A 13,375-nucleotide genomic window follows, 5' to 3' on the forward strand; every position below is an offset into this window, starting at 1 on the left:
ACAGCAAGCCCGGCCTCGAACCTCAAAGGATTGGTCCATGCTCACCCGGCATCGTCGCCAGGCCCTGTTGGCTTGCACGACAACTCTTGCAATTTCATTCGCTACCGTCGCGTTCGCCCAGAGCGCGACAACCCAGGCAAAGCCGGAAGAGAAAAAGGCCGAGGAGACCAAGAAGGGCGAGACCTACCTGTCGCCGATCGTTGCCAAGGGCTCGCGCACCGCTGACCCCTATGCCAAGGCGGGCCCGGTCAGCGTCGTCACGACAGACCAGATCGATCTGCAATCGGGGCAGGAGACCGACGACCTGCTGCGTGGCGTTCCCGGCACCTCGACCGCGAACAACCCGCAGAACCCGGGCGTCGCGGTCAACATCCGTGGCTTTGAGGGTTCCGGCCGAGTCAACATGATGATCGACGGCGTGCGCCAGAACTTCCGCTTCACCGGCCATGAAGCCCAGGGCTTTGCCTATTTCGATCCGGCATTCCTGTCCGAGATTGACGTCACCCGCGGCGCCGTGACCGGTGTCGGCGGCGGTGCGCTGGCCGGTACTGTCAATTTCAAGACCTATGACGTCGAAGACCTGATCCAGGACGGCAAGAACTACGGCGGCATCGCTTCGGCCACCTATGGCACCAACGGTGCCGGCTGGTCGGAATCGCTGATCGGCGCCTACCGTTTCAACGACGTGTTCTCGGTGCTCGGCGGTATCAGCAAGGCCGATCCCGGCAACTACGACAACGGCAATGGCGTGCAGGTGCCCTATACCGAGGAGGACCTGCTTTCCGGCCTGTTGAAGTTCGAGGTGACGCCCGACAAGGACCACACCTTCAAGCTCACCGGCATTACCTACGACAACGACTTCTTCGCGAATTCCTACTTCCAGAACGTGAAGAACCAGACCGTTTCAGCGAGCTACTCCTACACGCCGGACAACGAGCTCATCGACTTCCGCGCCAATGCCTACTGGAACCGGCTGGAGATGAAGTACGACACCGATGTTCGCGGCGGCGGTACCGCTGCCGGTCGTCGGATCACCGACACGGGCAAAGGCTTCGATATCTCGAACACCTCGCTGTTCGATCTCGGCGACGTTGCCGTCAAGGCGAACTATGGCGTCGAATACTTCCGTGACGACTACAACGTCATCAACAGCACCGCACGGCCGGGCGCTGGCGTCAACGGCAGCGGCACCAATGCCACGACCGGCGTCTTCAGCAACACGACCTTCACCTACGGCATGCTGGACCTGACGGCTGGCCTGCGGTGGGACCACTTCAGCCTCGATGGCTCGGGTGCCGTGGTCGCCGGCAACCCGATCGGCCTGCCGGCTGGCCCCTATACGGTCGACAAGTCCGAGGGTCGCCTCAACCCGAGCATCACCGTCGCGCTCAACCCGACGGATTGGTTCCAGCCCTATGTGACCTATGCGGAGACCTCGCGCTCGCCGACCGTCAACGAGACCTTCGCCGGCGGCACGCACCCGGGGCCGAGCGGCCAGTCGTTCTTCCCCAACCCGTTCCTCGAGCCTGAAATCTCGAAGGGTTGGGAAATCGGCGCCAACTTCTCCTTCGACGGGCTGCTGGATCCGAGCGACAGCTTGCGCCTGAAGGCGAACTACTTCCACAACCGCATCGACAACTACATCACCGCAGCCCTGCTCGGCGGCGGCCGCCAGATCTTCTTCGTCAACAATCCCGGCACGTCGACGGTGCAGGGCTTCGAACTCCAGGCGGCTTACGATGCCGGTTATGTCTTCGGTGATCTCGCCTACACCTACACCGACAGCAACCTGCCGTCACAGGTGAACGGCTTCGGCGTCCAGAGCTACCTGCCTGACAATATCCTCAGCGCAACGCTCGGTGCCCGCGTCCTCGAAGACCAGCGCCTGACGGTCGGCACGCGTCTCTATGCCGTATCGAACGCCTTTGTCGGCGAGATCAACCGCACGCCGCCGAACGTTCCGGGCTACGGCCTCGTCGACCTCTTCGCGAACTACAAGTTCGAGAGTGGCCTGGAGGTGACGGCGACGGTGACGAACCTTTTCGACAAGACCTACACGCCGTCGTCGAGCACGATTGCCGGCAGCGCGATCGATACGGGCCGCGGCCGCACGTTCCTGGTTACGGCGAAGGCAAAGTTCTGATAGTATCAGTCCAACTCCAGTCGGGGCGGTTCGAGAGAACCGCCTCTTTTTTGCCGCAACCGCCGTATTCGCCGTCGTTTTCCCGCTTGCGCACCGCCGGAACCCACGCTAACACTTTCGCCCATGGAAAACGCACGCAACATTTCGATCTGGTGGTGGGCTCGCTGAAGCGGCCTTGACCAGTCATGCGTGATTGAGAGATGAAGCCGCCCGGAGATGTCGAGGCGGCTTTTTTCATGTTTGGGCCGCTCAAGGACCGGGCTTTTACGGAGCGAGGCGAATGGCAACGGTAATTCTCGAGGACGGCGCGGAGAGCTACACCACCAAAGGCGGCATTACGGTGACGCGCAGGCGGCGCGAGGCCTCCTATGGCCAGGCGATCGCGAGCTATGTGGACAAGCTCGACGAACGCCGCGGCGCGGTGTTTTCCTCCAACTACGAATATCCCGGCCGCTACACCCGTTGGGACACGGCCGTCGTCGATCCGCCGCTCGGCATTTCCTCCTTCGGCCGCTCGCTCTGGATCGAAGCCTATAACGGCCGCGGCGAAGTGCTGCTGTCGATCATCGCCGAGCACTTGAGGACCGTCTCCGACATCACGCTCGGCGCTTCGACCAGCCGTCGCCTGGATCTCACGATCAACGCGCCGGACCGCGTCTTCACCGAAGAAGAGCGCTCGAAGATGCCGACCGTGTTCAGCGTGCTGCGCGCCGTAACCAACCTCTTCCATTCGGCCGAGGATGCGAGCCTCGGCCTTTACGGCGCCTTCGGCTACGACCTTGCCTTCCAGTTCGATGCGATCGACCTGAAGCTGAAGCGTCCCGACGACCAGCGCGATATGGTGCTGTTCCTGCCGGACGAGATCCTCGTCGTCGACCACTACGCAGCCAAGGCGTGGATCGACCGTTATGACTTTGCCAAGGACGGCCGCGCCACCGAGGGCAAGTCGGACGATATCGCATCGGAACCGTTCCAGACGGTCGACAGCATTCCGCCGCATGGCGACCATCGCCCGGGCGAATATGCCGAGCTCGTCGTCAAGGCGAAGGAGAGCTTCCGTCGCGGCGATCTGTTCGAAGTGGTGCCGGGCCAGAAGTTCTTCGAGCGCTGCGAAAGTAAGCCCTCGGAAATCTCCAACCGGCTGAAGGCGATCAATCCGTCGCCCTATTCCTTCTTCATCAATCTCGGAAACCAGGAGTATCTGGTCGGCGCGTCGCCGGAGATGTTCGTGCGCGTCTCCGGTCGCCGCATCGAGACCTGCCCGATCTCCGGCACGATCAAGCGCGGTGACGATCCGATCGCCGATAGCGAACAGATCCTGAAGTTGCTGAATTCGAAGAAGGACGAATCCGAACTCACCATGTGCTCGGACGTTGACCGCAACGACAAGAGCCGCGTCTGCGTGCCGGGTTCCGTCAAGGTCATCGGCCGTCGCCAGATCGAGATGTATTCGCGCCTGATCCACACGGTCGACCACATCGAAGGGCGCCTGCGCGACGACATGGATGCCTTCGACGGCTTCCTCAGCCACGCCTGGGCCGTCACGGTTACCGGTGCGCCGAAGCTCTGGGCCATGCGCTTCATCGAAAGCCATGAGAAGAGCCCGCGCGCATGGTATGGTGGCGCCATCGGCATGGTCGGCTTCAACGGCGACATGAACACGGGCCTGACGCTGCGCACGATCCGCATCAAGGACGGCATCGCCGAGGTGCGGGCAGGGGCGACGCTGCTCTATGATTCAAACCCGGAAGAAGAAGAAGCCGAAACCGAACTGAAGGCCTCCGCCATGATCGCTGCCATCCGCGACGCGAAATCCGCCAACGCCGGCAAAGCCGGTCGCGATGTCGCGGCGGTCGGTGCTGGCGTCAACATCCTGCTCGTCGATCACGAGGACAGCTTCGTTCATACGTTGGCCAACTATTTCCGCCAGACGGGGGCGACCGTGACAACGGTGCGCACGCCGGTTGCGGAAGAGATCTTCGATCGCGTCAAACCGGATCTCGTCGTGCTTTCTCCCGGACCGGGCAACCCCAGGGATTTCGACTGCAAGGCGACGATCAAGAAGGCGCGCGCGCGTGACCTGCCGATCTTCGGCGTCTGCCTCGGCCTGCAGGCACTCGCTGAAGCCTATGGTGGGGATCTGCGCCAACTGGCGGTCCCGATGCACGGCAAGCCGTCGCGCATCCGCGTGCTGGAACCGGGCATCGTCTTCTCCGGTCTCGGCAAGGAAGTGACTGTCGGTCGCTACCACTCGATCTTTGCCGATCCAGCGAGCCTGCCCGCGGACTTCATGATCACCGCCGAAAGCGAAGATGGCACGATCATGGGCATCGAGCACACCAAGGAGCCGGTGGCAGCCGTGCAGTTCCATCCGGAATCGATCATGACGCTTGGCGGCGACGCCGGCATGCGGATGATCGAGAACGTGGTGGCGCATCTCGCCAAGCGCGCCAAGATCAAGGCGGCCTGATCGCTTGAACGCTCCCACTCCGGCGATGCCGGCGCGGGGACATTGGTGACGATTTGACCAAACCAAGGTGCCGCTTCCGCGATGGGGTGGCACCTTTTTCGTATCTACCGTGTCGCCTCGACGGCCGGCGCGCGCTCGCAACGATCGGCGAACAGTCGCTCGCTCAGGAAATCGACGAAGACGCGGACCTTCGGGGAGAGGTGCCGGTTTGACGGCCAGAGAAGATGGAACTGCCCGGGGGCGTCGAGATAGGCGTCAAGCACGGTGCGGAGCCGGCCATCGCTGAGCGGTTGGCGCGCGAGGAAATCCGGCAGGCAGCCGATGCCGAGGCCGTTGAGGACGGCACCGCTCAGCGCTTCCATGTTGTTGCAGTTGAGCACGGTCTTGATCTGCGGCTCGGGTCCGCCCGGCGGCATGGCGATCGGCCATTCCTGCAGCTTGCGGCTATTGGGAAAACGGAAGCGGATCGCGTGGTGGCCATCGAGATCGCGCAGGCATTCGGGCGTGCCGTGTCGGTCGAGATAGGCCGGCGCAGCACAGAGCAGAAGCTGGAAGGGGCGCAGCGCCCGGGTCATCAGCCGGGAGTCCGGCAGGACGCCGCTACGGATGGCGACATCCACTTCTTCGTCGATCAGATCGACGATGCGGTCGTTGAAGTCGAGATCGAGTTCGACTTCGGGATAGCGCCGCACGAATTCCGGCAGCACCGGTAACAGCAAATGGTAGCTGACGATCGGCACGCTGACGCGCAGCCGTCCGCGTGGCACGGCCACCGCTTGGGCCAACGATGCCTCGGCGTCGTCGAGATCGTCGAGGATGCGGCGGCAGCGCTCATGAAAGAGCCGGCCTTCCTCGGTCAACCTTATGCTGCGGGTGGAGCGCTGCAACAGGCGGACGCCGAGCTCTCGTTCGAGATTGGTGACGGCCTTGCCAACCGCTGAAGCGGACAGGCCAAGCACGCGCCCGGCGGCGACGAAGCTGCCGAGATCGGCGGTGCGGACGAAAGCGGTCAAGCCGCTCAGGCGATCCATTGCTTTTCCATTCGAGCGTTATGTTCCGGTATGATCGGCACATTGGCGTGATTTTCATCCGATTATGTCGAAACTATCCTGCGTCCGTCAATCGATACCCGGCAAGTGCTGACGTCCGGACGGGTTCCGCGAGGCGGGTATCTCCTTTGCTCGAACCGATGGAACGGGGCATGAGAGAACAAATTCGAGATAAACGCGGGCGCCGGTTCGTACTTCTGGCTGTTTGCTGTGCGGCGGCGGCAATGCCGCTCACCTTCACCGGGCCGGCGGTGGCATTGCCGTCGATCAGCCGCAGCCTTGGTGCCGATCCCGTTGCACTCAATTGGGTCACCAACGCTTTCATGCTGACCTTCGGCAGTTCGCTGATGGCAGCCGGTGCGCTTGCCGACAGCTATGGTCGCAAGCGCATCTTCCTCGGCGGGCTCGTTGCCTTCCTTCTGTTTTCTATCGGCCTCGCCTTCGCCGGCAACATCGTCTGGTTCGATGCCTTGCGCGCCCTTCAAGGCATCGGGGCGGCAGCGGCCTTTTCCGGCGGCATGGCGTCGCTCGCGCAGGAGTTCGAAGAGAACGAGCGGCTCCGGGCCTTCAGCCTGGTCGGCGCCAGCTTCGGTGTCGGCCTTGCCTTCGGGCCGATCGCCTCCGGGCTGATGGTCGAGGCCTTCGGCTGGCCGGCAATCTTCGCGCTCGTCGTGGTACTGGCTGGCTTGTCGCTGGCGCTCGGCGCGGTCTTCCTGCGCGAGACGCGTGATCCCGATGCCGCCGGCCTCGACTGGGAGGGGGCCGCGAGCTTCACGGCGGCGCTCACTGCACTCACCTTCGGCATCCTGCAAGGTCCGGAAAGCGGCTGGAGCCATCCGCTCGTGATCGCCATGCTGGGGGCATCGGCGCTCCTCTTTCTGGCCTTCTGGCGGATCGAACGTTCGGTCGCGCGGCCGATGCTGGATTTGACGCTTTTCCGCTATCCGCGCTTTGTCGGCGTGCAACTGCTGGCGGCTGCTCCGGCCTATGGCTTCGTCGTGTTGCTCATCCTACTTCCCGTGCGCTTCATCGGCATCGAGGGCATGAGTGCCGTTGCCGGTGGGCGGATGATGATCGCCATGTCCGCGCCGCTGCTGATCCTGCCGATTGCCGCCGGGCTGCTCACCCGCTGGTTCAGGCCCGCCGCGATCTGCGGCGTGGGATTGCTGCTGTCGGCGGTGGGGCTTTTCTGGCTCGGCCGGTTTCCGGTGGGGTCCGAACCGTCCACGTTGTTCGCACCGCTGCTCCTGATCGGTCTTGGCATCAGCCTGCCTTGGGGACTGATGGACGGGCTTGCCGTCAGTGTCGTTCCGAAGGAGCGCGCCGGCATGGCGACGGGGATCTTCAGCACGACACGGGTGGCCGGGGAGGGCATTGCGCTCGCGATCGTCACCGCGATCCTCTCCGCGCTTACGGCATCGAACCTGGGGGCGGAGGCGGGCGCGAACGCTGGAGCGATGGCGCAACGCATCGTGACCGGCAACCTGGCGCAGGCCGCGCTTCTTGCACCTGAGACATCGCACGCTGCGCTCCTCCGGGCCTATGGCGATGCGTTCAGCGCCTTGCTTCTGCTGCTGACCGTGATCACGGTCGCGACCGCGGCGGTCGTATTCTTTTTCATTGGCCGGGGCGACAAGGCGGTCGATGACGACGAAATCGAAGCAGACGCGCTATCCTTCGAGGCGATTGCCTGCGGAGAAACCGGAACCAGCCGATCCAATCTTTGACAAGCGGCGCTTAATCCAGCATATGCTTGTCCATCGACCGCCTGCGCGAATTTTCGCGCGGGCGGTTTTGCGTTTGAATGGGCTTGCGTTTGCAACTCGTTTGCATCTGCACGAGGAATGACAATGACGACTGGAACCGAAAACCGCACCGTGCTCCGCCTTGCTTTTTGGGGCATACCACTCTCGCTCGCCGTGCTCGGCCTGAAGCTGCTTGCCTGGTGGCTGACGGGCTCGGTGGCGCTTCTGTCCGACGGGCTGGAGTCGACCGTCAACGTGATCGCGGCGGTCATCGCCTATCTGATGATCGGCTATGCCTCCAAGCCGGCCGATGCGGGCCACCCCTTCGGTCACCACAAGGCGGAGTATTTCTCGGCCGTTATCGAAGGCGTGCTGATCGTGGTCGCGGCACTCCTCATCGTCTGGGAAGCGGTCCCAGCAATGTTCTCGCCGGTGCTCCTCGAAGCGCCGGCGCTCGGACTTGCGATCAACTTCATTGCCGGTGTCATCAATGCGATCTGGGCCTACGTGCTGATCCGCGCCGGGGCGCGCTATCGCTCGCCCGCGCTCAGCGCCGACGGGCATCACATCCTGTCGGACGTGGTCACCTCGGCCGGGGTGCTCGTCGGCCTTCTTCTTGCCATCGCCACCGGTTACGCGATCCTCGATCCGCTGCTTGCGGTCATCGTTGCCTGCAATATTCTGTTCCAGGGCTGGAAAGTCATTTCCCGTTCGATCGACGGGTTGATGGACCGGGCCGTTTCGAGTGAAGAGGAAGAGGCGATCAAGCAGGCCATCGCGGCCAATGCCAAGGGTTCGCTCGGCGTGCACGACCTCAAGACCCGCCAGGCAGGACCTGCGATCTTCGTGGATTTCCACATGGTCGTGCCGGAGGTGATGCCGGTTGGCGAGGCGCATGATATCTGCGACCGGATCGAGGATGCGATCCGCGATGTGCATCCGGGCGCCAGGATCGCGATCCATGTGGAGCCGGAAGGTGAAAAGGCGCACGGCGTGCGCGTCAAGGTGAGTGGAGCAACACGGAAATGAGCAAGACCGACGTATCCGGCCTTTCGCAATTGGGCGCGAAGGTGGATCTGCCGCAGAGCCCGGAAGAGGCAGTGCTGGAGCGGGTGCCGAGTGGCAACCGGGGCAAGGACTATCTGGTGCGCTTCACCGCGCCGGAGTTCACCTCGCTCTGCCCGATGACCGGCCAGCCGGATTTCGCGCATATCGTCATCGATTACGTGCCCGACGAATGGCTGGTGGAATCGAAGTCGCTGAAGCTGTTCCTGCATTCCTTCCGCAACCACGGCGCCTTCCATGAGGATTGCACCATCGACATCGCCAGCCGGCTGGTCTCGCTGCTTTCGCCGCGCTGGCTTCGGATCGGCGCCTATTGGTATCCACGCGGCGGTATCCCGATCGATGTCTTCTGGCAGACCGGCAAGCCGCCGGAAGGCCTGTGGCTGCCCGACCAAGGCGTGCCGACCTATCGCGGTCGCGGCTGAAACGAAAATGGCGGGCCTGGCCCGCCATTGTTCATTTTGGCTGAGGCTTGTCAGCCAAAGATCAAAGCGGCCCCGGCAAGCGCCGTGAGGCCGCCGAGGATGCGGGCCAGCAAGCCGCCGCCGGAGAGACGCTGAAGCGCGATGCCAAGGCCGATGCCGGCAACATGCAGCGCGGCGGTTGCGGCGATGAAGCCGACCGAGAAGGAAAGCGCGCCGGCACTGCCGAGTTCCCCGCCATGGGCGTGACCGTGGAAGAGGGCAAAGACGCCGACGATCGCTGCGGACGCTGCCGTATCGAGGCGCACCGCCATGGCGACCAGCAGACCGAGCGCCACCACGGAGGCGAGAATAGCCGGCTCGACGAAGGGCAGGCCGACGCCGGCCACCGCCAGAGCGAAGCCCGCCGCCATCATCGAGACGAAGGCTGTCGGCACGACCCACAGGGCACGACCGCCGATCTGGGCCGCCCAAAGGCCGACGGCGACCATGACCAGGATGTGATCGATGCCAAAGAGCGGATGGGAGAAGCCGACGGCAAACGAGCCATGCTCTGCCGGATTGAGGTGGGCGAAGGCGGGCGCGGCGGAAGCCGCCAGCGCCGCAGCGGCGATCAGGATGCGTCTGTTCATGCGTGTCCCCATAGGTCGGCGGTGCCTGGGAGGTGGCCCGTCCGGTAGTTGTCTGACACGGTTGATCTTATTGGCCTTTCCCGACCTGTCTATACGGCATCTGGCGATAGCAGTTTTTACCATAAGCGTAGTCCGCGCTGCCGCTTTGTTGCCCCTTCCGTTTGTTGCATTGTTTTCGTGGCCGAGTCGCATTATCTGATTTTGGCTGAAGAATTCATGAGACGCCGGAGAAAAACGGATGAACGACGAAGACGAGGACGACAAGAAGACCGAATTGCCGCTTGGCAAGGAAACGGAGGCGAACCTTTTCAAGTCGCGTTCGATTTTCATCTACGGCACGATCAACCAGGAACTGGCGCAGAAGGTCTGCTCGCAGCTGGTGGCGCTTGCCGCGGCCAGCGACGAAGACATTCGCATCTTCGTCAATTCGCCGGGCGGCCATGTCGAGTCGGGTGACAGCATCCACGACATGATCAAGTTCGTGAAGCCGAAGGTCTGGACCATCGGTACCGGCTGGGTCGCTTCCGCCGGCGCGCTGATCTATGTCGGCGCCCCCAAGGAGCGCCGCATCTGCCTGCCGAACACCCGCTTCCTGTTGCACCAACCGTCCGGCGGCACCCGCGGCATGGCTTCGGACATCGAGATCCAGGCACGCGAGATCATCAAGATGAACGATCGCCTGAACAAGATCTTCTCCGAGGCGACCGGCCAGCCGGTCGAAAAGATCGCCAAGGACACGGACCGCGACTACTGGCTCTCGGCTGACGAAGCCAAGGCCTACGGTCTCGTTTCGCGCATCATCTCCTCGGCTGCGGACATCTGAGTTCGCTTGAACCGATGGGTATTAAGGGCATCGGCTCACGCCGGTGCCCTTTCTTTTGCCGCGAGTTACGCGCATTGCGCGGCTTGCTCCGGTCCGGCAAGCCGTGTATAGGCTTTGACCATGACCAAGGCTGACGCATATCGGATCGCCACGATCTCTGCCGCACACGATGACAATCGTGCGCCGCTGCGCGCCTTCGCCTCGCTTCTTCTTCTCGGCCTTACTCGCGGTTGCCGGGTTCGCTGAGGAGCGCCCGGCGGCCGAAAAGCCACGCCGGCAGATGCTCCTCGAATCCATAAGAGTTTTAGGATAAAGGCGCGCTCGCCGCGGCATTAGCCATCGCAATCCGATCCTCGATCGGGTATGGCAAGGCGGCCAGAGCGCTCAGTGATGAAGAGAAGCTGCAATGATCCAGAAATCCCATTCCATCAAGAACGGCATGCCGGAAGCGGCGGTGAAGTATCAGCCTTACCCGCAGATCGCACTGACCGACCGTGCCTGGCCGTCGAAGACGATCACCAAGGCGCCGATCTGGTGCTCGGTTGACTTGCGCGACGGCAACCAGTCGCTCGTCGACCCGATGGGCCATGACCGCAAGGCACGCATGTTCCAGTTGCTGCTGGACATGGGCTTCAAGGAAATCGAGATCGGCTTCCCCTCGGCCTCGCAGACGGACTTCGACTTTGCCCGCTGGTGCATCGAGGAGGGCAATGTCGCCAAGGATGTGTCGCTGCAGGTGCTGGTGCAATGCCGGCCCGAGTTGATCACCCGCACCTTCGAGGCGCTGCAGGGCGCCCACAAGCCGATCGTGCACTTCTACAACTCGACGAGTGAGCTGCAGCGTCGTGTAGTGTTTGCCAAGGATGTTGCCGGCATCAAGCAGATCGCGACCGATGCCGCCAAGATGATCACCGACATGGCGGCCAAGGCCGGCGGCGGCTACCGTTTCGAATATTCGCCGGAAAGCTTCACAGGCACCGAGCTCGAAGTGGCGCTGGAGATCTGCAACGCGGTCACCGAGATCGTCAAGCCGACGCCGGACAACAAGCTGATCCTGAACCTGCCGTCGACCGTCGAGATGGCGACGCCGAACATCTATGCCGACCAGATCGAATGGATGTGCCGCAACCTCGACAATCGCGAAAGCCTGATCATCTCGTTGCATCCGCACAACGACCGCGGCACCGGCATTGCCGCCACCGAATTGGGCCTGATGGCCGGCGCCGACCGTGTCGAAGGCACGCTGTTCGGCAATGGCGAGCGCACCGGCAACGTCGACGTCGTCACGCTGGCGCTGAACATGTTCACGCAAGGCGTCGACCCGCAGCTCGACTGCTCGGATATCGAGCGGATCAAGGAAGTCTACGAATATTCCAACCAGATGGTCATTCCGGAGCGCCATCCTTACGTCGGCGAACTGGTCTACACGGCCTTCTCCGGCTCGCACCAGGATGCGATCAACAAGGGCATGAAGGCGATCAAGACCGCCAACAAGCCGCTGTGGGAAGTGCCCTACCTGCCGATCGACCCGCGCGACGTCGGTCGCTCCTACGAGGCGATCATCCGCATCAACTCGCAGTCGGGCAAGGGCGGCATCGCCTACATCCTGCAGGAGGACTACGGCATCAACCTGCCGCGCAACCTCCAGGTCGAGTTCCGTGAAGACATCCAGCGCATCACCGACGAGGAAGGCAAGGAGCTGCCTTCGAAGCGCATCTACGAGCGCTTCATCGAGCGTTATGTCGAACAGCCCGGCGCACGCATCAAGTTCGTCGACCACCACACCTATCCGGTGGGCGAGCACAAGGGCGTGCGCGTGGTCGCTGCCGAGATCACCGACAATGGCGAGGTGAAGCGGATCGAAGGCAAGGGCACAGGCCCGATCGACGGCTTCATCAACGCGCTGTCGATCTATCTGGGCATCGATCTTTCGGTCGCTGACTATTCCGAGCACTCGCTGCAGCACGGTTCCAACGCGGCGGCCATCGCCTATGTCGAGATGGAGCATCCGGACGGAAAGCTCTTCGGTGCAGGCATCAATACCAACATCGTTGCTGCCTCGCTCGAAGCGATCGTTTCGGCGGCAAACCGCGTCCTGGACATGAAGCGCGGCTGATCGGAGCATCGGCGAACAAACAAAAGCCCGTACCGGCATTCCGGTGCGGGCTTTTTCATGCCTGACATTCGAATGTTGCCGTCAGATCGTCGCGGCGGCGGCCTCGGCGATATCCTGCATCCCGACATGGGCGGAAGGGCCGACGAGCACAAACGCGGCGCCGCCTCTCTGCCAGGAAACCATGCCGAGATCGTCGCGGATGCTCTCGTCGAAATCGGCCGACTGCGGGCCAGTCGTGTTCTTGAGGAAACAGATCGCGAAGATCTCTCCGTCGGCACTGCGGTAGACCAGCTGCGCCACCGGCTTGCCGTCGGCCACCAGCAGGCGCGCGCCTTCGAAGATCAGGCCCTTGCCGCCGAGCTGCGGGATCTTGAAGGGAACGCCGACGCTGGCTGAAAGCCAGGTCTCGATCTTGGGTGCTTCGGAGGCGGGGACCTCGACGAGATGGTCCTTCTGTCGCGAGTAAACGCGGTGGTAGTCGGCGATATCGTCAAGCCAGCCGCGGGCGGCCGCCAATTCGGCCGGTCGGCCTGCGTTGCTGGCCGCGCCGATGAGGAAGCCGGCCGAGCCGCCGAGCAGCATCAGCGCCACCGATGCCGCAAGCACGCGCGGCCAGATGCGTACGTTTCTGACGCGGGCGGCTGTCGCCGTCACACGCTCGGTCTTGGGACTGGCGCCGGGACCCTGCTTGATCTGCCGAACCAGGGCCAGCGGCACGGGATCATGCAGAAAATCCTCAAAGGCGGTATCGCCGAAGCTGCTGCCGGCCTTCAGCTTTTCGAACAAGGCCTTGGCGTCGTCGTCGCGGGCGAGAAGCGCTTCGAGTTCATGTCGTTCGGCTTCGCCGATCTCGCCGTCGATATAGGCGGATAGACGAACTTCGAGTGCGTGCCCCTTTGTCTGTTGCAAC

11 protein-coding genes are annotated in these 13,375 nt (G+C 63.0%); 8 read left to right on the top strand and 3 right to left on the bottom strand.

Annotated elements, in window-relative coordinates; translation table 11 throughout:
* Positions 1-37 precede the first annotated feature (37 nt).
* The 3 genes from AB4Z53_RS22080 (at position 38) to AB4Z53_RS22090 (ending at position 4,613) form a co-directional block, all read left to right on the top strand.
* Complete coding sequence (locus AB4Z53_RS22080; RefSeq protein ID WP_441597720.1) at positions 38-2,143, top strand: TonB-dependent receptor domain-containing protein; 2,106 nt, start codon at positions 38-40, stop codon at positions 2,141-2,143.
* Between the two features lie 123 nt (positions 2,144-2,266).
* Positions 2,267-2,311, top strand: a complete 45-nt coding sequence (gene trpLE / locus AB4Z53_RS22085; protein WP_178385070.1) for a trpE operon leader peptide TrpLE — start codon at positions 2,267-2,269, stop codon at positions 2,309-2,311.
* Between the two features lie 112 nt (positions 2,312-2,423).
* Positions 2,424-4,613 (top strand): anthranilate synthase, encoded by a 2,190-nt coding sequence (locus tag AB4Z53_RS22090; protein ID WP_441597721.1) that lies wholly within the window; start codon positions 2,424-2,426, stop codon positions 4,611-4,613.
* Positions 4,614-4,717: 104 nt separating this feature from the next.
* Here AB4Z53_RS22090 and AB4Z53_RS22095 read toward each other — a convergent pair whose 3' ends face one another.
* The gene (locus AB4Z53_RS22095; protein ID WP_441597722.1) at positions 4,718-5,644 is read right to left on the bottom strand and encodes a LysR substrate-binding domain-containing protein; all 927 of its coding nucleotides are present in this window, start codon (positions 5,642-5,644) and stop codon (positions 4,718-4,720) included.
* Positions 5,645-5,814: 170 nt separating this feature from the next.
* Here AB4Z53_RS22095 and AB4Z53_RS22100 point away from each other — a divergent pair, with 170 nt between their 5' ends.
* From AB4Z53_RS22100 to queF, 3 genes are all read left to right on the top strand, one after another.
* Complete coding sequence (locus tag AB4Z53_RS22100; protein WP_441597723.1) at positions 5,815-7,389, top strand: MFS transporter; 1,575 nt, start codon at positions 5,815-5,817, stop codon at positions 7,387-7,389.
* Positions 7,390-7,512: 123 nt separating this feature from the next.
* Positions 7,513-8,436 (top strand): cation diffusion facilitator family transporter, encoded by a 924-nt coding sequence (locus AB4Z53_RS22105; protein WP_441597724.1) that lies wholly within the window; start codon positions 7,513-7,515, stop codon positions 8,434-8,436.
* A complete protein-coding gene (queF, locus tag AB4Z53_RS22110) occupies positions 8,433-8,897 on the top strand; it encodes a preQ(1) synthase (protein WP_113535505.1) in 465 nt (154 codons plus the stop codon). Before AB4Z53_RS22105 ends, queF begins: the two co-directional genes overlap by 4 nt.
* A gap of 50 nt (positions 8,898-8,947) precedes the next feature.
* Here the strand turns inward: queF and AB4Z53_RS22115 are convergent, their stop codons facing one another.
* The gene (locus tag AB4Z53_RS22115; protein WP_291158688.1) at positions 8,948-9,526 is read right to left on the bottom strand and encodes a HupE/UreJ family protein; all 579 of its coding nucleotides are present in this window, start codon (positions 9,524-9,526) and stop codon (positions 8,948-8,950) included.
* Positions 9,527-9,764: 238 nt separating this feature from the next.
* Between AB4Z53_RS22115 and AB4Z53_RS22120 the strand changes: the two genes are divergently transcribed.
* Together AB4Z53_RS22120 and leuA are read left to right on the top strand one after the other, a co-directional pair.
* Positions 9,765-10,349: an ATP-dependent Clp protease proteolytic subunit gene (locus tag AB4Z53_RS22120; protein ID WP_113535503.1), complete on the top strand. Its 585-nt coding sequence runs from the start codon at positions 9,765-9,767 to the stop codon at positions 10,347-10,349.
* A gap of 406 nt (positions 10,350-10,755) precedes the next feature.
* Positions 10,756-12,465, top strand: a complete 1,710-nt coding sequence (gene leuA / locus AB4Z53_RS22125) for a 2-isopropylmalate synthase (RefSeq protein ID WP_113535502.1) — start codon at positions 10,756-10,758, stop codon at positions 12,463-12,465.
* An 81-nt stretch (positions 12,466-12,546) separates the two neighbouring features.
* On the opposite strand, the gene AB4Z53_RS22130 is transcribed toward leuA, so the two are convergent.
* A complete protein-coding gene (locus AB4Z53_RS22130) occupies positions 12,547-13,374 on the bottom strand; it encodes an anti-sigma factor family protein (RefSeq protein ID WP_441597725.1) in 828 nt (275 codons plus the stop codon).
* Position 13,375: the final 1 nt, after the last annotated feature.

The sequence above is a fragment of the Ensifer sp. 2TAB8 genome (genome assembly GCF_052115125.1).
Classification (GTDB): Bacteria; Pseudomonadota; Alphaproteobacteria; order Rhizobiales; family Rhizobiaceae; genus Ensifer.

Bases quoted from the DNA above. Each gene is read 5' to 3' on its own strand.
- AB4Z53_RS22080 (WP_441597720.1), top strand. From the start codon at position 38: ATGCTCACCCGGCATCGTCGCCAGGCCCTGTTGGCTTGCACGACAACT.
- AB4Z53_RS22090 (WP_441597721.1), top strand. From the start codon at position 2,424: ATGGCAACGGTAATTCTCGAGGACGGCGCGGAGAGCTACACCACCAAA.
- AB4Z53_RS22095 (WP_441597722.1), bottom strand. From the start codon at position 5,644: ATGGATCGCCTGAGCGGCTTGACCGCTTTCGTCCGCACCGCCGATCTC.
- AB4Z53_RS22100 (WP_441597723.1), top strand. From the start codon at position 5,815: ATGAGAGAACAAATTCGAGATAAACGCGGGCGCCGGTTCGTACTTCTG.
- AB4Z53_RS22105 (WP_441597724.1), top strand. From the start codon at position 7,513: ATGACGACTGGAACCGAAAACCGCACCGTGCTCCGCCTTGCTTTTTGG.
- queF (WP_113535505.1), top strand. From the start codon at position 8,433: ATGAGCAAGACCGACGTATCCGGCCTTTCGCAATTGGGCGCGAAGGTG.
- AB4Z53_RS22115 (WP_291158688.1), bottom strand. From the start codon at position 9,526: ATGAACAGACGCATCCTGATCGCCGCTGCGGCGCTGGCGGCTTCCGCC.
- AB4Z53_RS22120 (WP_113535503.1), top strand. From the start codon at position 9,765: ATGAACGACGAAGACGAGGACGACAAGAAGACCGAATTGCCGCTTGGC.
- leuA (WP_113535502.1), top strand. From the start codon at position 10,756: ATGATCCAGAAATCCCATTCCATCAAGAACGGCATGCCGGAAGCGGCG.